The organism is Streptomyces sp. NPDC001678, from assembly GCF_042892945.1.
Lineage (GTDB): Bacteria > Actinomycetota > Actinomycetes > Streptomycetales > Streptomycetaceae > Streptomyces.
Map to the genome: position 1 here is coordinate 361,687 of NZ_JBIAUP010000001.1, position 20,925 is coordinate 382,611.

The 20,925-nt window shown below is 73.7% G+C and carries 17 protein-coding genes; 14 read left to right on the plus strand and 3 right to left on the minus strand.

The window, feature by feature from the left end:
- Window positions 1-102 precede the first annotated feature (102 nt).
- From ACFYZR_RS01635 to ACFYZR_RS01655, 5 genes are all read left to right on the plus strand, one after another.
- On the plus strand, window positions 103-1,440 hold the full coding sequence (locus ACFYZR_RS01635) for a sensor histidine kinase (protein WP_391903374.1): 1,338 nt from the start codon (window positions 103-105) through the stop codon (window positions 1,438-1,440).
- Window positions 1,437-2,123, plus strand: coding sequence for a response regulator (locus ACFYZR_RS01640; RefSeq protein WP_391903377.1), 687 nt, complete (start codon window positions 1,437-1,439; stop codon window positions 2,121-2,123). Before ACFYZR_RS01635 ends, ACFYZR_RS01640 begins: the two co-directional genes overlap by 4 nt.
- A gap of 114 nt (window positions 2,124-2,237) precedes the next feature.
- A complete protein-coding gene (locus tag ACFYZR_RS01645) occupies window positions 2,238-3,284 on the plus strand; it encodes a nicotinate-nucleotide--dimethylbenzimidazole phosphoribosyltransferase (RefSeq protein ID WP_391903380.1) in 1,047 nt (348 codons plus the stop codon).
- A 78-nt stretch (window positions 3,285-3,362) separates the two neighbouring features.
- Window positions 3,363-5,138 (plus strand): phosphatidylglycerol lysyltransferase domain-containing protein, encoded by a 1,776-nt coding sequence (locus tag ACFYZR_RS01650; RefSeq protein WP_391903383.1) that lies wholly within the window; start codon window positions 3,363-3,365, stop codon window positions 5,136-5,138.
- Complete coding sequence (locus ACFYZR_RS01655) at window positions 5,135-5,893, plus strand: hypothetical protein (RefSeq protein ID WP_391903386.1); 759 nt, start codon at window positions 5,135-5,137, stop codon at window positions 5,891-5,893. Before ACFYZR_RS01650 ends, ACFYZR_RS01655 begins: the two co-directional genes overlap by 4 nt.
- Here the strand turns inward: ACFYZR_RS01655 and ACFYZR_RS01660 are convergent.
- Window positions 5,853-6,590 (minus strand): hypothetical protein, encoded by a 738-nt coding sequence (locus ACFYZR_RS01660; protein ID WP_391903389.1) that lies wholly within the window; start codon window positions 6,588-6,590, stop codon window positions 5,853-5,855. The two genes, ACFYZR_RS01655 and ACFYZR_RS01660, sit on opposite strands and share 41 nt — an antisense overlap.
- Before the next feature lie 81 nt (window positions 6,591-6,671).
- Here ACFYZR_RS01660 and ACFYZR_RS01665 point away from each other — a divergent pair, with 81 nt between their 5' ends.
- The 6 genes from ACFYZR_RS01665 (at window position 6,672) to ACFYZR_RS01690 (ending at window position 14,697) form a co-directional block, all read left to right on the plus strand.
- A complete protein-coding gene (locus ACFYZR_RS01665) occupies window positions 6,672-7,475 on the plus strand; it encodes an adenosylcobinamide-GDP ribazoletransferase (RefSeq protein WP_391903391.1) in 804 nt (267 codons plus the stop codon).
- A 133-nt stretch (window positions 7,476-7,608) separates the two neighbouring features.
- The gene (locus ACFYZR_RS01670; protein ID WP_391903394.1) at window positions 7,609-9,141 is read left to right on the plus strand and encodes a leucyl aminopeptidase; all 1,533 of its coding nucleotides are present in this window, start codon (window positions 7,609-7,611) and stop codon (window positions 9,139-9,141) included.
- A gap of 325 nt (window positions 9,142-9,466) precedes the next feature.
- A complete protein-coding gene (lpdA, locus tag ACFYZR_RS01675) occupies window positions 9,467-10,855 on the plus strand; it encodes a dihydrolipoyl dehydrogenase (RefSeq protein ID WP_126913808.1) in 1,389 nt (462 codons plus the stop codon).
- Window positions 10,856-10,905: 50 nt separating this feature from the next.
- Window positions 10,906-12,693: a 2-oxoglutarate dehydrogenase, E2 component, dihydrolipoamide succinyltransferase gene (gene sucB, locus ACFYZR_RS01680; protein WP_391903397.1), complete on the plus strand. Its 1,788-nt coding sequence runs from the start codon at window positions 10,906-10,908 to the stop codon at window positions 12,691-12,693.
- Between the two features lie 159 nt (window positions 12,694-12,852).
- Window positions 12,853-13,476 carry a GntR family transcriptional regulator gene (locus ACFYZR_RS01685; RefSeq protein WP_391903400.1) on the plus strand — a complete coding sequence of 208 codons (624 nt, stop codon included), beginning with the start codon at window positions 12,853-12,855 and terminating at the stop codon, window positions 13,474-13,476.
- 252 nt (window positions 13,477-13,728) lie between these two features.
- Window positions 13,729-14,697: a helix-turn-helix transcriptional regulator gene (locus tag ACFYZR_RS01690; RefSeq protein WP_391903402.1), complete on the plus strand. Its 969-nt coding sequence runs from the start codon at window positions 13,729-13,731 to the stop codon at window positions 14,695-14,697.
- A gap of 345 nt (window positions 14,698-15,042) precedes the next feature.
- On the opposite strand, the gene ACFYZR_RS01695 is transcribed toward ACFYZR_RS01690, so the two are convergent.
- On the minus strand, window positions 15,043-15,972 hold the full coding sequence (locus tag ACFYZR_RS01695) for an SDR family oxidoreductase (RefSeq protein ID WP_391903405.1): 930 nt from the start codon (window positions 15,970-15,972) through the stop codon (window positions 15,043-15,045).
- A gap of 193 nt (window positions 15,973-16,165) precedes the next feature.
- Between ACFYZR_RS01695 and ACFYZR_RS01700 the strand changes: the two genes are divergently transcribed.
- The 3 genes from ACFYZR_RS01700 (at window position 16,166) to ACFYZR_RS01710 (ending at window position 19,076) form a co-directional block, all read left to right on the plus strand.
- Window positions 16,166-16,684 (plus strand): DUF4240 domain-containing protein, encoded by a 519-nt coding sequence (locus ACFYZR_RS01700; RefSeq protein WP_391903409.1) that lies wholly within the window; start codon window positions 16,166-16,168, stop codon window positions 16,682-16,684.
- A 2-nt stretch (window positions 16,685-16,686) separates the two neighbouring features.
- Window positions 16,687-17,577 carry a TIGR01777 family oxidoreductase gene (locus ACFYZR_RS01705; RefSeq protein WP_391903412.1) on the plus strand — a complete coding sequence of 297 codons (891 nt, stop codon included), beginning with the start codon at window positions 16,687-16,689 and terminating at the stop codon, window positions 17,575-17,577.
- A 176-nt stretch (window positions 17,578-17,753) separates the two neighbouring features.
- Window positions 17,754-19,076, plus strand: a complete 1,323-nt coding sequence (locus ACFYZR_RS01710) for an NAD(P)/FAD-dependent oxidoreductase (RefSeq protein WP_391903414.1) — start codon at window positions 17,754-17,756, stop codon at window positions 19,074-19,076.
- 113 nt (window positions 19,077-19,189) lie between these two features.
- Here ACFYZR_RS01710 and ACFYZR_RS01715 read toward each other — a convergent pair whose 3' ends face one another.
- Complete coding sequence (locus ACFYZR_RS01715; RefSeq protein WP_391903417.1) at window positions 19,190-20,644, minus strand: regulator; 1,455 nt, start codon at window positions 20,642-20,644, stop codon at window positions 19,190-19,192.
- Window positions 20,645-20,925: the final 281 nt, after the last annotated feature.

Genomic DNA, 20,925 nt, shown 5'->3' on the forward strand with positions numbered 1-20,925 from the left:
CGGGCGGCGCGCCACCACGGCACTCCGGCATGCCTCCGCGCCCTCGTTCCCCCCCCCGGGAACGAGGGCGCGGCCGGTCTCCGTACCTCCGATGGGATCGCGATGAACTCCCTCGCCGCCACGGGCCTCGCCCGTACGCGCCGCTGGCTGAGCGGTCATCCGCTCGCCGCCGACACCCTCCTGTCCGGCCTCGTCTTATGCCTCGTCGTCGTGGGCGCGTTCCTGGCGCCGCGCGCCGAGCGGCATCCACCGGGCGCCCTCTTCCTGCTGCTGTCCGCCGCCGCCTGCGGCGCGCTGGTGTTCCGCCGCCGGGCGCCCCGTACGGTCCTCGGGGCGACGTGCGCGCTGACGGTCGTGGCCGTCGTGCTCACCCGTGGCGACGGGCCCCCGCGCACCACGATCGCCATGAGCGCCGCGGTCGCGCTCTACACGCTGGCCGTCCGCAGCGAGCGCCCCGCCGCGCTGCGGACCGTCGTCACCACCGTCACCGCGCTCACCGGCGTGGTGATGCTCCTGGGCGCCCCGCCCTGGTACGCCCAGGAGAACTTCGGCCTCATGGCGTGGACCGGGCTGGCGGGCGCGGCGGGGGACGCCGTGCGCAGCCGCCGGGCCTTCGTCGCGGCCATCGAGGAGCGGGCCGTACGGGCGGAGCGCACCCGGGAGGAGGAGGCCCGCCGCCGGGTGGCCGAGGAGCGGCTGCGCATCGCCCGTGAGCTCCACGACGTCGTCGCCCATCACATCGCGCTCGTCAACGTCCAGGCGGGCGTGGCCTCCCACATCATGGACAGCCGCCCCGAGCAGGCCAAAGAGGCCCTCGCGCACGTCCGGGAGGCGGGCCGCTCGGCCCTGGCCGAGCTCCGGGCGACCGTCGGCCTGCTGCGGCAGTACGGCGACCCGGCGGCCCCGACCGAGCCGGCGCCGGGCCTCGGCGACCTCGGGCGGCTCGTCGAGGGCTTCGTCCGGGTGGGCCTGTCCGTCGACGTCATGGCCGTCCCGGCGCCGCCCGGCGCGCCCGGCGGGGCCACGGGCCCGGCCGTCGGTGCCGTGGGCGCGGGCCCGGACGCGGCGGCGGCCGCCGTGGGGGCGCTGCCGGGGGCGGTCGACCTGACGGCCTATCGGGTGCTCCAGGAGGCGCTGACCAATGTGCACAAGCACGCGGGTCCCGGCGCGCGGGCCGAGGTCACGCTGCGCCGCGGCCCGTACGCCCTGGAGCTGACGGTGGTGGACGACGGCGGGAAGCGTCCCGGGGCCGTGGAACCCCCGGCCCAGCGCGGGCCGGAGGCGGGCGGGCACGGGCTGCTCGGCATGCGGGAGCGGGCCGTGGCGCTCGGCGGCAGCTGCGCGGCGGGCCCGCGCGGGCCGGGCACGCCGGGCTTCCGGGTGTGCGCGGTGCTGCCCCTGCCGGGCCCCGGCGCGCCCGCCCCTAGGGTGAGCGCATGAGCGATCCGATCACGGTTCTCCTGGCCGACGACCAGGCGCTGCTGCGCAGCGCGTTCCGGGTGCTGGTGGACTCCGAGCCGGACATGCGGGTGGTGGGCGAGGCCGCGGACGGCGAGCGGGCGGTGGAGCTCGCCCGTGCGCACACGCCCGACGTGGTCCTGATGGACATCCGGATGCCGGGCACGGACGGTCTGGCGGCGACCCGGGCGATCTGTTCCGACCCGGCGCTGGCGGCCGTGCGGGTGGTGATGCTGACGACGTTCGAGGTCGACGAGTACGTGGTGGAGTCGCTGCGCGCGGGCGCGTCCGGGTTCCTCGGCAAGGGCGCGGAGCCCGACGAGCTCCTGGCGGCGATCAGGATCGCGGCGGCGGGCGAGGCGCTGCTGTCGCCCGCCGCGACGAAGGGGCTGATCGCGACGTTCCTGGCGCAGGGCGGGGGCCCCGCCGCTCCCCCGGCGGAGCACGCCGAGCGGCTGGCGGCGCTCACCGGCCGCGAGCGGGAGGTGCTGACGCACGTGGCCGCGGGGCTGTCCAACGAGGAGATCGGGGGGCGGCTGGCGGTCAGCCCCCTGACGGTCAAGACGCACGTCAACCGGGCGATGTCCAAGCTCGGCGCGCGCGACCGGGCGCAGCTCGTGGTCGTCGCGTACGAGTCGGGGCTGGTGCGGCCGGGGGCGGGCTGACCTGCGCCGGGGCGGGCGGTGGCGGCCCCGTCGGGGCACCGCCCCAGTGGCGCCTGGAATAGGGCAAGTTGGACGGCACTGGCCAACTTGCACAGGAACGGTAGTGTGTCGCGGATGAGCGGTCTGAATCTGGATGAGTTCGCCACGCTGATCGAGCGCCCCGACTCCGCCGCCCGGCGCGACGCCGAGGCGCGGCGTGCGCGCCTGGGCCCTGGGCCCGGTGCGCTGGGGCGGCTGGACGAGCTGGGTGAGTGGCTCGCCGCCGCCCAGGGCGCGGCGCCGGTGAAGCCGGTCGAGCGGCCCAGGGTGCTGCTGTTCGCGGGCGACCACGAGGTCGCGTCCCTGGGTGTCTCGGGCGGGCCGAAGGGCGGGGCCGCCGAGCTCGTCCGGGCGACCCTCGACGGTACGAGCACCGTGGCGATCCTGGCGCGCCGTTTCGACGTGGGGCTGCGCGTGATCGACATGTCGGTGGACTGCGACCCGCAGGAGCTGCCCGAGGAGGTCACCCGGCACCGGGTGCGGCGCGGCTCGGGCCGGATCGACACCGAGGACGCGCTGAGTGCCGAGGAAGCCGAGCGGGCGTTCCGTACGGGCATGGCGCTGGCGGACGAGGAGGCCGACTCCGGCACCGACCTGGTCGTCCTGGGCGATCTGAGCGTGGGCGGCACCACGGCGGCGGGCGCCCTGATCGGGGCGTTGTGCGGCACGGACGCGTCCGTGGTCACCGGCCGGGGCGGCTTCGGCATCGACGACCTGGCCTGGATGCGCAAGTGCGCCGCGATCCGGGACGCGCTGCGCCGGGCCCGCCCGGTCCTGGGCGACCAGCTGGCGCTGCTGGCCACGACGGGCGGCGCGGACCTGGCCGCGATGACCGGGTTCCTGCTCCAGAGCGCGGTGCGCCGGACGCCGGTGATCCTCGACGGTGTGGTCTCGGCCGCGTGCGCGCTGGTGGGCCAGCGGGTGGCCTTCCGGGCGCCGGACTGGTGGCTGGCGGGCCAGACCGGCGGTGACCCGGCGCAGACGAAGGCGCTGGAGCGGATGGCGCTCAACCCTCTCCTCGACCAGGGCGTCAGTGTGGGCGAGGGGACAGGGGCGCTGCTCGCCCTGCCATTGGTGCAGGCGGCCGCGGCCCTGGCGGCGGAGCTTCCCGAGCGCTCCTGACGCCGGCCGCGACAGGCCGGCGGATCACGGTGAGCGCACGGAATTCCCCGCAGAAGGTGCCCCATATGCTCACTTTTCATGGGAGAAGTCCGCTTGACTCCGGATGAGGGCGTCCACAGCGACCGAGGCGCGGTCCGGCGGCGGCGAGCCGCCGGCTTCGCCGTCTGGTACCTGCGTGCCGTTACGTTCGTCAACCTGCTCAGCGCCGTCTGGGTGTCCTTCGGCGCCGACATCCGCAGGCACAACGTCGACGAGTTCTTCACGCCCTACCTGCTGACGGCGGGCTTCTCGTCGACGGTGGTGTCGCTGTTCATGGCGATCACCATGCGCCGGCGCAAGCGGGCGGCGTGGATCCTCAACCTGGTGCTGGCGGGGCTGCTCCTGCTGGTGCTGGCGTTCGTGATGTTCTTCCCGGAGTTCCGCCGGCACCCGCTGAACTGGTTCTCCCTGATCGTCACCGCCCTGTTCACGCTCTCCCTGCTGGTGGGCCGCCGGGAGTTCTACGCCAAGGGCGACCGCTCCAACCCCAAGCTGGCCGCCGCGGTCGCGGCGGTGGGCCTGCTGGTCGCCTCGCTGCTGGCGGCCGGACTGGTGACGATCACCAACGAGTCCACGGACGAGCAGCGCTCCACCTTCCTGGACCGCTGGCACTACGGCGTGATGCGGCTGATCTCCATCGCCGCCGACGACTCCCGCTACGCGGGCATCGCCACCCCCGGCTGGGTCGACGTCACCATCAACGTGATGAGCGCGGCCCTGGTGGTCGGCGTGGCCTTCGCGGCCTTCCGCTCCCGCCGCGCCGCCGACCCCCTCACCCCCGAGGACGAGTCGCGGCTGCGCGAGCTGCTGGGCCGGTGGGGCGACCGCGACTCCCTGGGCTACTTCGCGCTGCGCCGCGAGAAGAGCGTCATCTGGTCCCCCTCCGGCAAGGCGGCGGTGACCTACCGCGCCATCGGCGGGGTCTCGCTGGCCTCCGGCGACCCCATCGGCGACCCCGAGGCCTGGCCCGGCGCCATCGAGCCCTGGCTGGCCGAGGCCCGCGAGCACGGCTGGATCCCCGCCGTGATGGGCGCGAGCGAGGAGGGCGGCACGATCTACTCCCGGCACGGCCTGGACGCCCTGGAACTCGGCGACGAGGCGATCGTCGACACCGCCGAGTTCACCCTGGAGGGCCGGGCCATGCGCACCGTCCGCCAGGCGTACAACCGCGTCAAGCGCGCCGGATACACCGTCACCGTCCGGCGCCACGAGGACATCCCCGAGGAGGAGATGGCCACGCTGCTGCGCCGCGCCGACGACTGGCGCGACGGCGCGACCGAACGCGGCTTCTCCATGGCGCTGGGCCGCCTCGGCGACCCGGACGACGGGCGCTGCGTGATGCTGGAGTGCCACGACGGCGAGGGCGAGCTGCGCGCCGTGCTGAGCTTCGTGCCCTGGGGCCCCAAGGGCCTCTCCCTGGACCTGATGCGCCGTGACCGGGACTCCGAGAACGGCCTGATGGAGTTCATGGTCATCGAACTGCTCCAGCGGGCGAAGGAACTCGGCGTCACCCAGGTGTCGCTGAACTTCGCGATGTTCCGGTCCGTCTTCGAACGGGGCTCACGGCTCGGCGCCGGCCCGGTGCTGCGGATGTGGCGCTCGCTGCTGAGCTTTTTCTCCCGCTGGTGGCAGATCGAGTCGCTCTACCGAGCAAATGCGAAATACCGCCCCATCTGGGAGCCTCGTTTCATGCTGTTCGAGAAGAGCAGTGACCTGCTGCGGATCGGTGTGGCCGCCGCCCGGGCCGAGGGCTTCCTGGAGGCACCCGGCCTGCCCAAGTGGCTCAATCGCAAACACCTGGAGAGCCGGCGATGACCCGCGCGGCGCTGCTCCGCGCCGCGCGCACCGAATGGGGCCCGCTGTACGCGGCCGTACGGGGGACGTTCGCCCGTAAACGGCTCGCGGCCGTCCCCATGACGCTCACGGCCGTCGCCCTCACGGCGGTCTTCCAGGTGGTCCAGAACCAGTCCTGGGGCTACGGGCCCGTCCAGCGGCTCGGCTCCGTCCAGGCGGATCTGCCCTGGTGGGTCGCGCTGCTGCGCACTCCCCTGTCGCTGTTCGTGCCCGCGCTGGACCTCCCGGTGTGGGGGGCGCTGGCCCAGATCCTGATCGTCTTCGGCCTGGCCGAGGCGTGCCTGGGCAAATGGCGCACCCTGGCCGTCGCCTACACCGCCACCCTCGCGGGGACGATGTACGCCCGGCTGGGCGTCGACCTCGGCCCCGGCTCTCCGCTGGGGCTGCCGCCGGAGGCCGCCAAGGTCATCGACACCGGCCCCTCGGCGGCCGTCGTGGGCCTCGCGATCTACGTCTCCTGGCGCTACCGGGCCTGGTTCACCTGCGGTCTGGTGGTGGCGGCCATGATCGCCGAGGTGATCGTCAAGCCCAACCTCGCGGGCAAGGAGCACATCGCCGCCATGACGGCGATCCTGGCCGTGTGCGCCGTCGACGAGCTCCGCCGCCGGCGCAAGCCCCGCCGGGACGCCCACCGCGAGCGCGACCGGCGGCCCGGCACACCCCTCAGGGGCACGCTCAGCGATCCGGCGCGCCCGCCAGGAGGTCGTGAATCCTGATGCGCACGGCCGCCCAGCGCGCGTCGTGCCGGTAGGCCCGCACCCGGGCCCGGCGCCGGGCCCGGGGCCGCCGGCGGTAGAAGCGCCGGGCCCAGGGCGAGCCCGGCCGGGCCAGCCGCACCGCGCCCACGATCGCCACCAGCGGCACCACCGCCCCGATCAGGGCCAGCCGGGGCTTGCCCTTGGCCAGGGAGACCAGCGCCAGCAGAAAGTTGGCCAGGGTGTTGGTCACCACGATGGTGCGGTTCTGGAGCTCGTCGGGGGTCAGCTCGTTCACCCCGAACGGGGAGAAACCGGCGAGCACCAGCGCCACCAGAGCGGCCGTCAGCACCACGATCTCCACGCTCTTGCGGCCCTGCTCGGTCCAGTACACGTCGTCCAGGTGGAGGATCAGCGCGAACTCGTCCAGCACCAGCCCCGCGCCCATACCGAAGAGCACCGCCGCGACCGACGCCCCGAAGCCGTGCCGGCCCTCCGCGACCGCCGCGAAACCACCGACCACCATGAGCACCACACCCGGTACCACATGGTGGACGTGCAGCCCGCCCGGGCGGATATTGCGGAACGGGCCCCGGCCCGCCCGGATCAGCCGGGTGATGACCCGGGTCACCAGGAACGTCAGGACGAAGGCCCCGAGCGCCAGCAGCAGCGGCAGCTTGCCCGGCTCGACGATATTGCGTGCCAGCCAGTGACCCATCGGACTCTCCGCTCCCGCACCCGCCTTGACCAGGCCGTAAAGCAAAAATACTGCCGCCGGGCGCGGGATACCCTGCCCGCGATGACCGACACGACCTCCGCCCGCGCCACCGCCGGGGACGCCCTGCGCTTCGCCTTCGGCACCCTCACCGCCCTCCCCGTGCGCCTCACCCGCTGGGACCGCGCCGCCGCCCGCGGCGGCATGCTGGCGGCACCCCTGGCCGGGCTGGCCGTCGGCGGCTGCGCCGCCGCCACGGGCCTGGCGCTCCTGTGGCTGGGCGGCGGCCCGCTGCTCGCGGCCGTGGCCTCGGTCGCCGTCCCGGCGGCGCTCACCCGCGGACTGCACCTGGACGGGCTCGCGGACGTCGCCGACGGACTGGGCAGCGGCAAACCCGCCCCCGACGCCCTGCGGATCATGAAGCAGTCGGACATCGGCCCGTTCGGCGTCATCACCCTGCTGCTGGCCCTCCTCGGCCAGACCGCCGCCCTCGCCCGGGCGTACGAGGCCGGCCCGGCGCGCGGCGCCCTCGCGGCGGTGACGGCGGCCCTCGCGGCCCGCTGCGCCCTCACCCTCGCCTCCCGCGCGGGCGTACCGGCCGCGCGCCCGGAGGGGCTGGGCGCCGCCGTCGCGGGCGCCGTCCCCCGGACGGCCGCCTGTGCCACGGCCGCCGCCGTCACCGCCGCCGCGGCCGGGGCGGGCGCGCTCCTGGGCCCGTACGACGCGGTGCGCTGCGCCCTGGCCGTCCTCCTCGCCCTGGCCTCGGGCGAGGCACTGCTGCGGCACTGCCGACGGCGGTTCGGCGGGGTCACCGGCGACGTCTTCGGGGCGCTCGCGGAGACCGCCGCGACGGCGGCCCTGCTCGCCCTGGCCCTGGGCCGGGCGTGACCGCCGGGGATACGCTCTCGCGTGCCGGGCGGCCCGGGCCCGGACGGTCCGTGCACGGCGCATACGATCACTGGGTGCGGCCGGCCCACCACTATCGGCCGAGAATTCAACGGAAGTAGGGACACCCACCACCGTGACTGCTCTGACTCTCAGCACTTCCAGTGCGGCGACGCTGCGCGCGGACGCCGTTGTCGTCGGTGTGGCGAAGGGCCCCAAGGGCCCCGTCGTCGCGCCCGGCGCCGAAGCCGTGGACCAGGCGTTCGACGGCAAGCTGGCCGCCGTCCTGGAGACCCTCGGCGCCTCCGGCGGCGAGGGCGAGGCCACCAAGCTGCCCGCCCCGTCCGGCCTGAAGGCCCCGGTCGTGCTGGCGGTCGGTCTCGGCGAGCTGCCCGCCGAGGACGAGGGCTTCGCCGAGGAGGCGCTGCGCCGCGCGGCCGGCACCGCCGCCCGTGCGCTGGCCGGCGTCAAGAAGGCCGCCTTCGCCCTGCCCGTCGAGGACGCCGAGTCCGTCTCCGCCATCGGCGAGGGCGCGATCCTGGGCGCGTACTCCTTCACGTCGTACCGGGGCACGGACGGCAAGAAGGAGACCGCCAAGGCCGACAAGAACGCGCCGCTGGCCGAGGCCGCCATCCTGGGCGGCAAGCCCCGCGACAAGGCCTTCAAGGCCGCCGTCGAGCGGGCCGCCGCCGTGGCCGCCGAGGTCAACCGCGCCCGCGACCTGATCAACATCCCGTCCAACGACCTCTTCCCCAAGAGCTTCGCCGCCGAGGCCCAGACCGCCGCCAAGGAGCACGGTCTCAAGGTCGAGGTGCTGGACGAGAAGGCGCTGCTCAAGGGCGGCTTCGGCGGCATCATGGGCGTCGGCCAGGGCTCGGCCAACCCGCCCCGCCTGGTCCGCATCGCCTACACCCACCCGAAGGCGGAGAAGACCCTCGCCCTGGTCGGCAAGGGCATCACCTACGACTCGGGCGGCATCTCCCTGAAGCCGGCCGGCCACAACGAGACCATGAAGTGCGACATGAGCGGTGCCGCCGCCGTGTTCGCCGCGGTCGTGGCCGTCGCCAAGCTCGGCCTCGCGGTCAACGTCACGGGCTGGCTGGCCCTCGCGGAGAACATGCCCTCCGGCACCGCCACCCGTCCGGGCGATGTGCTGAAGATGTACAGCGGCAAGACCGTCGAGGTGCTGAACACCGACGCCGAGGGCCGCCTGGTGCTGGCCGACGCCCTGACCCGCGCCTCCGAGGAGAACCCGGACGCGATCGTGGACGTCGCCACCCTCACCGGCGCCATGGTCCTCGCCCTGGGCGAGCGCACCTTCGGCGTCATGGCCAACGACGACGCCTTCCGCGCCGCGATCCACGAGATCGCCGAGGAGGTCGGCGAGCAGGCGTGGCCGATGCCGCTCCCCGCCGAGCTGCGCAAGTCCATGGACTCCTCGATCGCCGACATGGCCAACATGGGCGACCGGATGGGCGGTGGCCTGGTGGCCGGCCTGTTCCTGAAGGAGTTCGTGGGCGAGGGCATCACCTGGGCCCACCTGGACATCGCGGGCCCGGCGTTCTGGGAGAAGGCCCCGTACGGCTACACCCCGAAGGGCGGCACCGGCTCGGCCGTCCGCACCCTGGTCCGGCTGGCGGAGCGCACCGCCGACGGCGACCTCGGCTGAGGCACCCGGGGGCCTTCGGCGACGCGGCCCCGGGAATGCCCCGGGGCCGCGTCGCGTTCCGTCCCGGCGAGTGTTCGCTCATGACGACGGCGCGTGTTCGCTCGGGGCGAAAACTCACATTTCTACGCACTGGTAACCCCCGAAGGTGACGCATCAGTCGTCACTCAGGCCCGGCCCGGCGTCCCGCCCTCCGTCAACAAGTGCGAAGATGTTGTCCCGGCAGGACAGGGCCCACCCATCACAGGGCCGAAGCAAAGCGGCCGTACGACAGCCGCCGCCCGGTCACCGACGACCGGACGGCGCACCCATGCATGGAGGACGTGACGTGGCGAACGACGCCAGCACCGTTTTCGACCTAGTGATCCTCGGAGGCGGCAGCGGTGGTTACGCCGCCGCCCTGCGTGGAGCCCAGCTGGGTCTCGACGTCGCCCTGATCGAGAAGGACAAGCTGGGCGGCACCTGCCTCCACCGCGGCTGCATCCCCACCAAGGCTCTGCTGCACGCCGGTGAGATCGCCGACCAGGCTCGCGAGGCCGAGCAGTTCGGTGTCAAGGCCTCCCTGGAGGGCATCGACATCGCGGGCGTCCACAAGTACAAGGACGACGTGATCTCGGGCCTGTACAAGGGTCTGCAGGGCCTGGTCGCCTCCCGCAAGGTCACCTACATCACCGGTGAGGGCCGCCTGTCCTCCCCCACCTCCGTCGACGTCAACGGCCAGCGCATCACCGGCCGCCACGTCCTGCTGGCCACCGGCTCCACGCCGAAGTCGCTGCCGGGCCTGACCATCGACGGCGACCGCGTCATCTCCTCGGACCACGCGCTGGTCCTGGACCGCGTCCCGAAGTCCGCGATCGTGCTGGGCGGCGGCGTCATCGGCGTCGAGTTCGCCTCCGCGTGGAAGTCCTTCGGCGCCGACGTCACCATCGTCGAGGCCCTGCCGCACCTCGTCCCGGTCGAGGACGAGAACAGCTCCAAGCTGCTGGAGCGCGCCTTCCGCAAGCGCGGCATCAACTTCGCCCTCGGCTCCCGCTTCTCCGGCGTCGAGTACACCGCCGACGGTGTGAAGGTCTCCCTGGAGAACGGCAAGACCTTCGAGGCCGAGCTGCTGCTCGTCGCCGTCGGCCGCGGCCCGGTCTCCCAGGGCCTGGGCTACGAGGAGGCCGGGGTCGCCATGGACCGCGGCTACGTCCTCGTCGACGAGTACATGCGCACCAACGTGCCGACCATCTCGGCCGTCGGTGACCTCGTCCCGACCCTCCAGCTCGCGCACGTCGGCTTCGCCGAGGGCATCCTGGTAGCGGAGCGTCTGGCCGGGCAGAACCCCGTGCCGGTCGACTACGACGGCGTGCCGCGCGTCACGTACTGCCACCCCGAGGTCGCTTCCGTCGGTATCACCGAGGCGAAGGCCAAGGAGCTGTACGGCGCCGACAAGGTCGTCACCCTGAAGTACAACCTCGCCGGCAACGGCAAGAGCAAGATCCTGAAGACCGCGGGCGAGATCAAGCTCGTCCAGGTGCGGGACGGTGCCGTGGTCGGCGTCCACATGGTCGGCGACCGCATGGGTGAGCAGGTGGGCGAGGCCCAGCTGATCTACAACTGGGAGGCGCTGCCCGCCGAGGTCGCCCAGCTCATCCACGCGCACCCGACGCAGAACGAGGCCATGGGCGAGGCCCACCTGGCTCTCGCCGGCAAGCCGCTGCACTCGCACGACTGAGTCCCGAGCGCACCAAGCATCCGCACTACTCGTAAGGAGCAACCGCAATCATGGCGGTTTCCGTAACCCTGCCGGCGCTCGGCGAGAGCGTGACCGAGGGCACCGTCACCCGTTGGCTGAAGGCCGAGGGTGAGCGAGTGGAGGCCGACGAGCCGCTGCTCGAGGTCTCCACCGACAAGGTCGACACCGAGATCCCGGCCCCCGCTTCCGGCATCCTCGCCTCCATCAAGGTGGCCGAGGACGAGACGGTCGAGGTCGGCTCGGAGCTGGCCGTCATCGACGACGGCACCGGCGCCCCCGCCGCTGCCCCCGCCCCGGCCGCCGCCGAGGCTCCGGCCCCGGCCGCCGAGGCCGCTCCGGCCCCCGTGGCCGAGGCCGCCCCCGCCGCCGCTCCGGTCGCCGAGGCCCCGGCCGCGGCCGCTCCGGCCGCCGCTGCCTCCGGTGTCGACGTCACCCTGCCCGCGCTGGGCGAGTCGGTCACCGAGGGCACCGTCACCCGCTGGCTGAAGGAGGTCGGCGAGGAGGTCACCGAGGACGAGCCGCTGCTCGAGGTCTCGACCGACAAGGTCGACACCGAGATCCCGGCCCCCGCCTCCGGTGTCCTGCTGGAGATCGTCGTCGGTGAGGACGAGACCGCCGAGGTCGGCGCCAAGCTCGCCGTCATCGGCGCTGCCGGTGCCGCTGCCCCGGCCCCCGCCGCCGCTCCGGCTCCGGCTGCCGCTCCGGCTCCGGCCGCTGCCCCGGCCGCCGCTCCGGCTGCCCCGGCCGCTCCGGCTCCGGTCGCGCCCGCCGCCCCGGCTCCGGCTGCCCCGGCCCCCGCGCCGGTCGCCCCGGCCGCTGCTCCGGTCGCCGCCCCGGCCGCTCCGGCCGCTCCGGCCGCTGCCCCGGCCGCTGCCCCGGCGACGGATGGCGCCTACGTCACCCCGCTGGTGCGCAAGCTCGCCGCCGAGTCCGGCGTCGACCTGCGCAACGTCGCGGGCACCGGCGTCGGTGGCCGCATCCGCAAGCAGGACGTCATCGCCGCCGCCGAGGCCGCCAAGGCCGCCGCTCCGGCTCCGGCCGCCGCCCCGGCCGCCGCTGCCGCCCCGAAGGCCCCGGCCCTCGAGGTCTCGCCGCTGCGCGGTCAGACGGTCAAGATGCCGCGCATGCGCAAGGTCATCGCCGACAACATGATGAAGGCGCTGCACGGCCAGGCTCAGCTGAGCTCCGTGATCGAGGTGGACATCACCAAGATCATGCGGATGCGCGAGAAGGCCAAGGCCGGCTTCGCCGCCCGCGAGGGCGTCAAGCTGTCCCCGATGCCGTTCTTCGTCAAGGCCGCCGTCCAGGCGCTGAAGGCCCACCCGGTCATCAACGCCCGGATCAACGAGGACGAGAACACCATCACCTACTTCGACTCCGAGAACGTCGGCATCGCCGTCGACTCGGAGAAGGGCCTGATGACCCCGGTCATCAAGGGTGCCGGTGACCTCAACATCGCGGGTATCGCGAAGAAGACGGCCGAGCTGGCGGGCAAGGTCCGCTCCAGCAAGATCAGCCCGGACGACCTCGCCGGCGCGACCTTCACGATCAGCAACACCGGCTCGCGCGGTGCGCTGTTCGACACGGTCATCGTGCCGCCGAACCAGGTCGCGATCCTGGGCATCGGTGCGACCGTCAAGCGCCCGGTGGTCATCAACCACCCGGAGCTGGGCGAGACCATCGCCGTCCGCGACATGACCTACGTGACGCTCTCCTACGACCACCGTCTGGTGGACGGCGCCGACGCCGCCCGCTACCTGACCACGGTCAAGCAGATCCTGGAGTCCGCCGAGTTCGAGACCGAGATCGGTCTCTGATCCTGGCTGCACCGCGAAGGGCGCGGCCCCGGCTTCGTATGCGTACGAGCCGGGGCCGCGCCCTTTTGCGCGGGCGCGTCTTCCGGGGCGGGCGCCCCCTGCCGGGACAATCCGCCCTGCCGGGATAATGGGGCCAGATCCCCCGCCGAGGAGCACCACATGTCACGGCCCGTCGTCCATTCGCTGCGCGAGCAGATCCGCGAGCACATCCTCGAAGGGATCGTCAGCGGCCGCTGGCAGCCGGGCGAGCGGATCGTGGAGCGGCGGATCGCCGCCGAGCTGCTCGTCAGCCAGACCCCCGTGCGCGAGGCGCTACGGGAGCTGGAGTCGCTGCGGCTGATCGAGTCCGCCCCCAACAAGGGCGTCCGGGTGCGCGACCTCACCGCCGCCGACCTCAAGGAGAGCTACCCGGTCCGGGCGGGCCTGGAGGCGGTCGCCGCCGAACTGGCGGCGGACGCCCTGGCCGAGGACGTCTCCGCGCTGGAGCGCGAGGTGGCCGCCCTGCGGACGGCCGACCGGGCGCGCGACAGCGAGGCCCAGGCGCGCCACACGGTGGCCTTCCACCGCGAGATCGTGCGGGCCTCCGGGAACTCCGTGCTGCTCCACACCTGGGAGTCCCTGGGCATCGAGGTGTGGACGACCCTGTCGATCCGCTGGCTGAGCCCGGAGCCACGGGCCCACGCGGAGGACCACGCCGCGATCGTCCAAGCCTTCCGGGAGCGCGACCCGGGCATCGGTGAGCTGCTCAAACGGCATGTGCTGAGCTGCGCGCCGCAGATCTGACGTCCTCGTCCCCCGTGGTCCGGGGGTGGTTCCGCCCCGGAACTTTCCGGGAAGGATTGATCGATCATCGATCAAAGGCGTATCGTCTCTCGTTGGAGCCGCATCGCGCCGCCCTGTCCTGTGTCGCGGTACGGCTCAGGGGTGACGACAGGACCCCGCGCGCTCGATCCGATGCCCTGGCTGGCACGCGGGTTCCTGTCGTCGCGCCCCACCACGCGCCGCGTTGTCAGTGGTCCCCGGCATCATGAGGCCATGCGCGCGGCTCGTCTGATCAAGCTCGTTCTGCTGCTCCAGAACCGCCCGTCCATGACCGGCGGTGAGCTGGCGCGCGAGCTGGAGGTCTCCGAGCGGACCGTCGCCCGGGACGTCCTCGCCCTCTCCGAGGCCGGCGTGCCCGTCTACGCCGATCGCGGCCGCGCGGGCGGCTACCGGCTCATCGGCGGTTACCGCACCCGGCTCACGGGGCTCGGCCGGGCCGAGGCCGAGGCCCTCTTCCTCTCCGGCGTTCCCGCCGCGCTGCACGACATGGGCCTGGCCGACGCCGCGTCCGCCGCCCGGCTCAAGGTTTCCGCCGCGCTGTTGCCCGAGCTCGGTGACGCTTCTGTCAGCGCCGCCCAGCGCTTCCATCTGGACGCCCCCGCGTGGTGGCGGTCCGGCGACCCGCCCGAGCTGCTGCCCGCCGTCGCCGACGCCGTCTGGGACGACCGCCGGATGACGGCCCGCTACGCCCGGCGGGGCGGGGAGGAGGTCGAGCGCGACCTGGAGCCGTACGGGCTGGTCCTCAAGGCGGGCGTCTGGTACCTGGCGGCGCGGTCGGGTGAGCAGTTCCGTGTCTACCGGGTGGACCGCTTCACGGCCGTGACGGTGGGTGAGGAGCGTTTCGCGCGGTCCGAGTCCTTCGACCTGCCGGCCTTCTGGGAGGAGCGGGCGGCGGAGTTCGCCCGCTCGATCCTGCGCGAACGGGTGGAGGTACGGCTGACGGCGGAGGGGGCGCGGCTGCTGCCGCACGTCACGGACCGGCGGGCGGCGGAGGAGGCGCGGGCAGCGGCGGGTGCCGCGGACGACGAGGGCCGGGTCACGGTGACGCTTCCGGTGGAGTCGCTGGAGGTGGCGTACGCACAGCTGCTGGCCCTGGGGCCGGAGGCGGAGGTACTGGGGCCGCCGGCCTTGCGGGCCCGCTTCGCGGAGGCGGCGGCCCGGGCGGCGGCGCTCTACCGGTAGGTGGGTGGGTCGGGGGCGGGGCGGGGCGGACGGGCCCTTACGGGGCTGACCTCTTCGCGGTGCCTGCCACTTCGGTGAGGGGTGCCCCGCATTCGGCTCCAGCGGCGAAGAGCTCTTCACGCCCCTACCAGGGCCCATCCACCCCACCCCGCCCCCTTCCGTCACTACCTCGTGGCTGCGGTTCCGGGCAATCGGGCTGGGGGCACCTCCCAGCGGTAGCTGGGGGAGGGTGGGGTAGAACCGCGCCGAAGGCGCGGAAAACCCCCACGGCGGCGAGCCGGCAAGTCAGCGGAACCCCGCACGGAAGAACCCCCACCGGGGGCACCCGGAAAGCGACGGGCGCCCTTACCGGTAATCCTCCGCGGACGCGGAAACGTCACCGAAGACGACATCCCTGAAGTACCCGTCACAATCCGGCCGCGACCCGTCCACGTCAGTGACCCCGTACTCCCGCGCCAGTTGCCCGCTCGAAACGGACTGCCCGTTCCAACGGGCACGCTCCGGATCGGAAGCCAGCGCGGCCAGCGCCCGCCCGATGAACACCGGGGACTCGGCGATCGCGAAGTGCGGTTCCTTCGAGACCGCGTCGCGCCACGTCGCCTCCGTGACACCGAAGTGGTCCAGCATCTCCTCCGACCGCAGGAACCCCGGTGTCAGGCACACCGCCGTGCCGCCGTACTCCTTCAGCTCCTGGGCCAGCCCGAACGCCATCCGGATCGGGCCGCACTTGGCGAGGTCGAAGAAGAGGTTGCCCCGGTAGGCCCGGTTGGACTCCGCCGTGCCGTCGGTGATCTCCACGAGCAGTCCCCCGGGCCGCCGGATCAACAGCGGCACGGCGAAGTGGCTGGTGATGGCGTGGGCGTCGAGCGAGAGCCGGAGCATCCGCAGCCCGTCCGCCAGCTTCACCTCCCACACCTTCTTGTCGAACTCGAGCAGGTGGTCCCCGCCCCAGACGTCGTTCACGAGCACGTCCAGCCGCCCGTGCTCCTCGTCGATCCGTTCGACCAGCGCCCGTACCCGCTCGGGCTCCAGGTGGTCGACCGGCACGGCGATGCCCGTGCCGCCCGCCGCCGTGATCAGTTCGGCCGTCTCCTCGATGGTCTCGGACCGGCCCACCTCGCTGCGCCGCTCGCGTGTGGTGCGCCCCGTCGCGTAGACGACGGCACCCGCGCGCCCCAGCTCCACGGCCATGGCCCGGCCCGCGCCCCGGGTGGCCCCGGCGACCAGGGCGACCTTGCCGTCAAGGGGACGAACCGCGCTCTCCGATGCAGTCACGACAACATGTCCTCTCACTCGTTCCGTGCGACGGGCATGACGTTCGCATCGAAACCGGACACCTTGTGTCGGGTATCCGACCGGATAAACGGCATCCGGCATCGCCCTCCCCGGTACTCGCCGATAACAACACGGCCGCATCCGAGCCCCTCCGGGTGCGTGGCCCCCCGGCAGGACCGATGCTGGAGCCGTGATGGACGAGACCGAGTTCTGGGAGCTGATGGACAGCACTCGCGAGGCCGCCGAAGGGGACGCCGAGGATCAGGCGGACCTCCTGGTCGAGAAGCTGACGCAGCTCGACCCGGACGCCGTGCTGGACTTCGCCCGGCACTTCGAGGCGCGCTACAACCGCGCCTACCTCTGGGACCTGTGGGGGGCCGCCGCCGTGCTCCTCGACGGGGCGAGCGACGACGTGTTCGACTACTTCCGGTGCTGGCTCATCGGCCAGGGCAGAGAGGTCTTCGAGGGCGCGGTGCACGATCCGGACAGCCTGGCCGAGCTCCTGGACGACTTCGACGACGAGGTCGACGGGGACGGCGAGGACCTCGGCTACGCTGCGGACGAGGCGTACGAACAGCTGACCGGTACGGAGCTCCCGGACCTGGGACTGCCGCCCCAGCCCCCCGAACCGGTGGGCGCCCCCTTCGACCTGGAGGACGAAGCCGTGCTGGCCGAGCGCTTCCCCGCCCTCTGGGACCGCTTCCGGGAGTGACGATGCGTGTCGCGATCACCGGGTCGTCCGGCCTCATCGGCTCGGCGCTGACCCGGTCGCTGGAGAACGACGGTCACGAGGTGGTGCGGCTGGTGCGCCGCGCGCCCCGGAGCGCCGGGGAGGCCGAGTGGGATCCCGGGCGTCAAGTCGACCCCCGGGCCCTGGCCGGCTGCGCGGCCGTCGTCCACCTGGCGGGCGCCGGGGTGGCCGCGCACCGCTGGACGGCCGCGTACAAGAAGGAGATCCGCGACAGCAGGGTGCACGGCACGGGGGCGCTCGCGGAGGCGCTGGCCTCCCTCGCCGACCCGCCCCGCGTGCTCCTCTCGGGCAGCGCGATCGGCTTCTACGGCGACACGGGCGACCGCGCGGTGGACGAGGACAGCCCGCCCGGCAGCGGTTTTCTCGCCGAGGTCTGCCGGGACTGGGAGGCCGCCGCTGGCGCGGCGACGGAGGCGGGCGTACGGACGGTCCTGCTGCGCACCGGGATCGTCCTCTCCCGGCAGGGCGGCGCGGCGGCGAAGCTCTTCCCGCTGTTCCGGGCGGGGCTCGGCGGCCGGCTCGGCGACGGCCGCCAGTACTGGAGCTTCATCGCCCTGCGGGATCACATCGCGGCCCTGCGGCACCTCCTGGAGGCGGACGTGTCCGGCCCGGTGAACCTCACGGCGCCCCACCCGGCCACCAACCGGGAGGTGACCGAGGCGGTGGGGCGCGCGCTGAAGCGTCCGGCACTGCTGCCCGCGCCCGCTCCGGCGCTCAGGCTGGCCCTGGGCGAGATGGCCACGGAAGTCCTGGCCAGCTGCCGTGCCCTGCCCACCCGACTGCTGGACTCCGGTTTCCGCTTCGCCTGCCCGGACGTCGAGAGCGCCGTACGCGCGGCGCTGACCGACAGCTGACGCCTCCGCTCCAAGCTTCAAGTACCCGGACCGTGCGACCGCCGTGCGACCGTGCTCGCCCCGTGCGCGACTGTTATTGACCGGAATTCTCTCTACGGTCGAGGCGAACTCGCGCATTGGCGCCGCCCGTTGGGGGCATCAGGCCCCCAGCGAGCGGACCGACCCCGGGAGGGCACGTGCTCGACAGCGCACGCCACACCGCACACCACGCTGACGTCGTCATCGTGGGAGCCGGCCTGGCCGGTCTCTCCGCGGCCCAACAGCTCACCGCCGCCGGAGTGACGGTCACCGTCCTGGAGACGGCCCACCGCACCGGCGGCCGTATGACGACCGACAAGGCCGACGGGTTCCTGCTGGACCGCTCCGGCCAGCTGCTCAACACCTCCTTCCCGGAGCTGATCCGCACCCCGGGCCTGGAGGCGCTCAAGCTGCGCCCCTTCACCCCCGGGGTGCTGGTCCACGCCGACGGACGCAACCACCGCACCGGCGAACTCCGCGGCGCCAAGCGCGCCTTCACCACCGCCCGCGCCTTCGCGGCGGCCCGCGCGTCGCGGAGCGCCGGCCTCGATCAAGCGCGGCTCGGCGCGGCACTGGCCCGCCTGGCCGCGCTGCCCATCGACCGGATGCTGGCCCGGCCGGACCGCCCCACGTCGGCGACCCTCACCTCCCGGGGGCTGCCGACCCGCACGGTGGAGGGCTTCCTGCGCCCCTTGCTGACGTCCCTGCTCTCCGACCCGGACCTCACCACGTCCAGCCGCTGCGCCGACCTGGTGCTGCGCGGCTACGCGCGGGGCCGGCTCTGCCTGCCTTCCGGGGGCTCCGGCGTCATCCCCGAGCTGATGGCCGCCCAGCTCCCGCCCGGCACGGTCCGTACGGGGGTGGAGGCCGTCTCCGTCGGCACGACGTCCGTGGGCACGGCCGGGCACGGTACGTTCACCTGCCGCTCCGTCATCGTGGCGACGGGCGCCCGGGCGGCGGCCGAGCTCATCCCCGGCCTCCGGCTCCCCGACTTCCACCCGGTGACGGTCCTCCACCACACGGCCGACGAACCGCCGCTGCGGGACGCCTCACTGATCCTCACCGGGACCCGCCGGGGGCCGGTCGCCCACACCACGGTCGCCAGCGAGGTGGACCCGGACCGGGCGCCCCTGGGCCGTGTGCTGATCAGCTCGACGGTGCTGGGGGAATCGGCCGCGCTGCCCACGGCCGAACTGGACCGGCTGGCCAAGGAGCAGCTGGCCCACGTCTACGGCACGTCGACGTCGTCCTGGCGCCTGCTGACGGCCCACCACGACCCGGACGCGGTCCCGGCCATGCCGGCGCCCCACGACGTCCGCCGCCAGGTCCGGCTGCTGTCGGGGCTCTACGTCTGCGGCGACCACCGCGACACGAGCACGGTCCAGGGTGCGCTCTTCTCCGGGCGGCGGGCCGCGCAGGCGGTCCTCCGCGACCTGGGCATCCGCCCGGGGTACGGCACGCCCACCTTGCGGGCGGCGTAGCGTTCCGGCTGCCCGCCGGTGGGGCTGCCCGCGCCTGGCGGCGCGGGCCACCCACCCGCCCGATTGCCCGGAACCGCAGCCCAGGAGGTACGGGCGTGAGGGGGCGGGGTGCGTCAGAGCAGCCCCGCCACCTTCTCCCGGTACCCCCGCACCGCCGCCGCGTCCCGATAGGGCTCCAGCCGCCGCTCGAAGTCCCGCACGTACTCCAGCGCCCGCACCGACCGCATCTCCGCCGCCGCCTGCGCCGCCTCCACCCCCAGCGCGCACGCCTGCTCCAGCTCGCCCAGCCCCAGCCGCGCCGACGCCAGCACCACCCGGCAGAACAGCCGCGACCGCGCATATGCGGGCGAACGCAACTGCAACGACCGTTCCGCATGCTGCGCGGCCGCCCGGTACTGCTGAAGATCCCGGTGGCAGTGGGCGAATTCGTCCGCCAGCTGCGCCTCGTCGAAGAACCGCACCCAGTACGGCACGTCGTCGCCCGCCCGCGAGCTCTCCAGGGCCCGTTCCGCCCGTGCCAGCGAGGCCGAGCAGGCCCGTACCTCGCCGAGCACCCCGTGCCCGCGCGCCTCCACCGCGTGGAGCAGCGACTGGACCACGGGCGGCGCCCCGGACCCGACGCCCTGCTGGGCGACCCGGGCGAGCTGCACGGCCTCCCGCCCGTGCCCCAGATAGACCGCCTGCCGACTCATGGTCACGAGCACATAGCTCCCGTAGGCCCGGTCCCCCGCCGCCTGGGCGAGCCGCAGCGCCTGGACGTAGTACCGCTGGGCGAGCCCGTGCGCGGCGATGTCGTAGGAGGTCCACCCGGCGAGCCGGGTGAGATCGGCGGCGGCGGCGAAGAGCCGCCGCCCCGTGGTCTCCCCGTACGTCCCCCGCAACATGGGCTCGGTCTCGTGCTCGAGGTACCGCACCAGCGCCTGGCGGGCGTGCCCGCCCCCGTAGGCGTGGTCGATGGTCCGGAAGAGCTCGCCGACCGACCGCAGGGCGGCGATGTCACCCATGGACACCCGCCCCCCGGGAGCGCGCTCGGCGGCCCGCTGGCGCGGCATCGGCCCGCCGCGCGCCTGAAGCGGCAGGCGCGCGCCCTCGCCGGAGGGCGCGGGGCTCATACCGCGCGCCACCCGTTCGTCCGCGCGCCCGATCAGCCAGTCACGGCTCGGCACCACGAGCCCGGCCGGGGTGAAAGCGATCTTCCGCAGCTCGGTGTGGCTGCCGGAGTCCTTGCGCCAGAGCCCGCTGACGATGTCGATGGCCTCTTCGGGCGAGGCGGCGAATTCCAGCCCCGCGTACACGGGAGCGCACGCGTCCAGCCCGAGGTCCTGGGCGGACAGCCGCCGCCCGAGCCGCCGGGTGAACACCTCGGCGATCAGCGCGGGCGTGGTGCCACGCGGCTGCTGCCCGCGCAGCCACCTCGTCACCGATGTCTTGTCGTACCTCAGGTCGAGCCCGTGCTCGAGCCCGAGCTGATCGACGCGGCGGGCCAAGCCCGCATTGGAAAAGCCGGCCTCCGCGATGAGCGCGGCGAGTTGACGGTTGGGGATGCGCTGTGGGGGTCGTTCCGTCATCAGCCTGCCGGTCTCCCTGATCTTTGTTCCTGGAACGGCGTGAACTTAGCGGTCTTCCTCGCCCCGAAAGCCGCCTTCGCCCCGCATTCATCCGATCGTGTGAGGACAGGCAGAATCCCGAAAAAGGGCTGCCGGGCCTCCCGGGGAAGATCGCCCGGCCCCCGGCCGACTGCGGGGTACACCGGAGCCGGTCGTACAGTGGGCACGGGCGTGCGAGGCGCGACGGCACGCGACGGGCACGCCCTCAAGACCAGCAGACCGGGCCGGGACGGGTTCGGAAC

Bases quoted from the DNA above. Each gene is read 5' to 3' on its own strand.
- ACFYZR_RS01655 (WP_391903386.1), top strand. From the start codon at position 5,135: ATGACCCGCGCGGCGCTGCTCCGCGCCGCGCGCACCGAATGGGGCCCG.
- ACFYZR_RS01635 (WP_391903374.1), top strand. From the start codon at position 103: ATGAACTCCCTCGCCGCCACGGGCCTCGCCCGTACGCGCCGCTGGCTG.
- ACFYZR_RS01715 (WP_391903417.1), bottom strand. From the start codon at position 20,644: ATGACGGAACGACCCCCACAGCGCATCCCCAACCGTCAACTCGCCGCG.
- ACFYZR_RS01640 (WP_391903377.1), top strand. From the start codon at position 1,437: ATGAGCGATCCGATCACGGTTCTCCTGGCCGACGACCAGGCGCTGCTG.
- ACFYZR_RS01660 (WP_391903389.1), bottom strand. From the start codon at position 6,590: ATGGGTCACTGGCTGGCACGCAATATCGTCGAGCCGGGCAAGCTGCCG.
- ACFYZR_RS01700 (WP_391903409.1), top strand. From the start codon at position 16,166: ATGGACGAGACCGAGTTCTGGGAGCTGATGGACAGCACTCGCGAGGCC.
- ACFYZR_RS01645 (WP_391903380.1), top strand. From the start codon at position 2,238: ATGAGCGGTCTGAATCTGGATGAGTTCGCCACGCTGATCGAGCGCCCC.
- ACFYZR_RS01705 (WP_391903412.1), top strand. From the start codon at position 16,687: ATGCGTGTCGCGATCACCGGGTCGTCCGGCCTCATCGGCTCGGCGCTG.
- sucB (WP_391903397.1), top strand. From the start codon at position 10,906: ATGGCGGTTTCCGTAACCCTGCCGGCGCTCGGCGAGAGCGTGACCGAG.
- ACFYZR_RS01690 (WP_391903402.1), top strand. From the start codon at position 13,729: ATGCGCGCGGCTCGTCTGATCAAGCTCGTTCTGCTGCTCCAGAACCGC.
- ACFYZR_RS01665 (WP_391903391.1), top strand. From the start codon at position 6,672: ATGACCGACACGACCTCCGCCCGCGCCACCGCCGGGGACGCCCTGCGC.
- ACFYZR_RS01650 (WP_391903383.1), top strand. From the start codon at position 3,363: ATGGGAGAAGTCCGCTTGACTCCGGATGAGGGCGTCCACAGCGACCGA.
- ACFYZR_RS01685 (WP_391903400.1), top strand. From the start codon at position 12,853: ATGTCACGGCCCGTCGTCCATTCGCTGCGCGAGCAGATCCGCGAGCAC.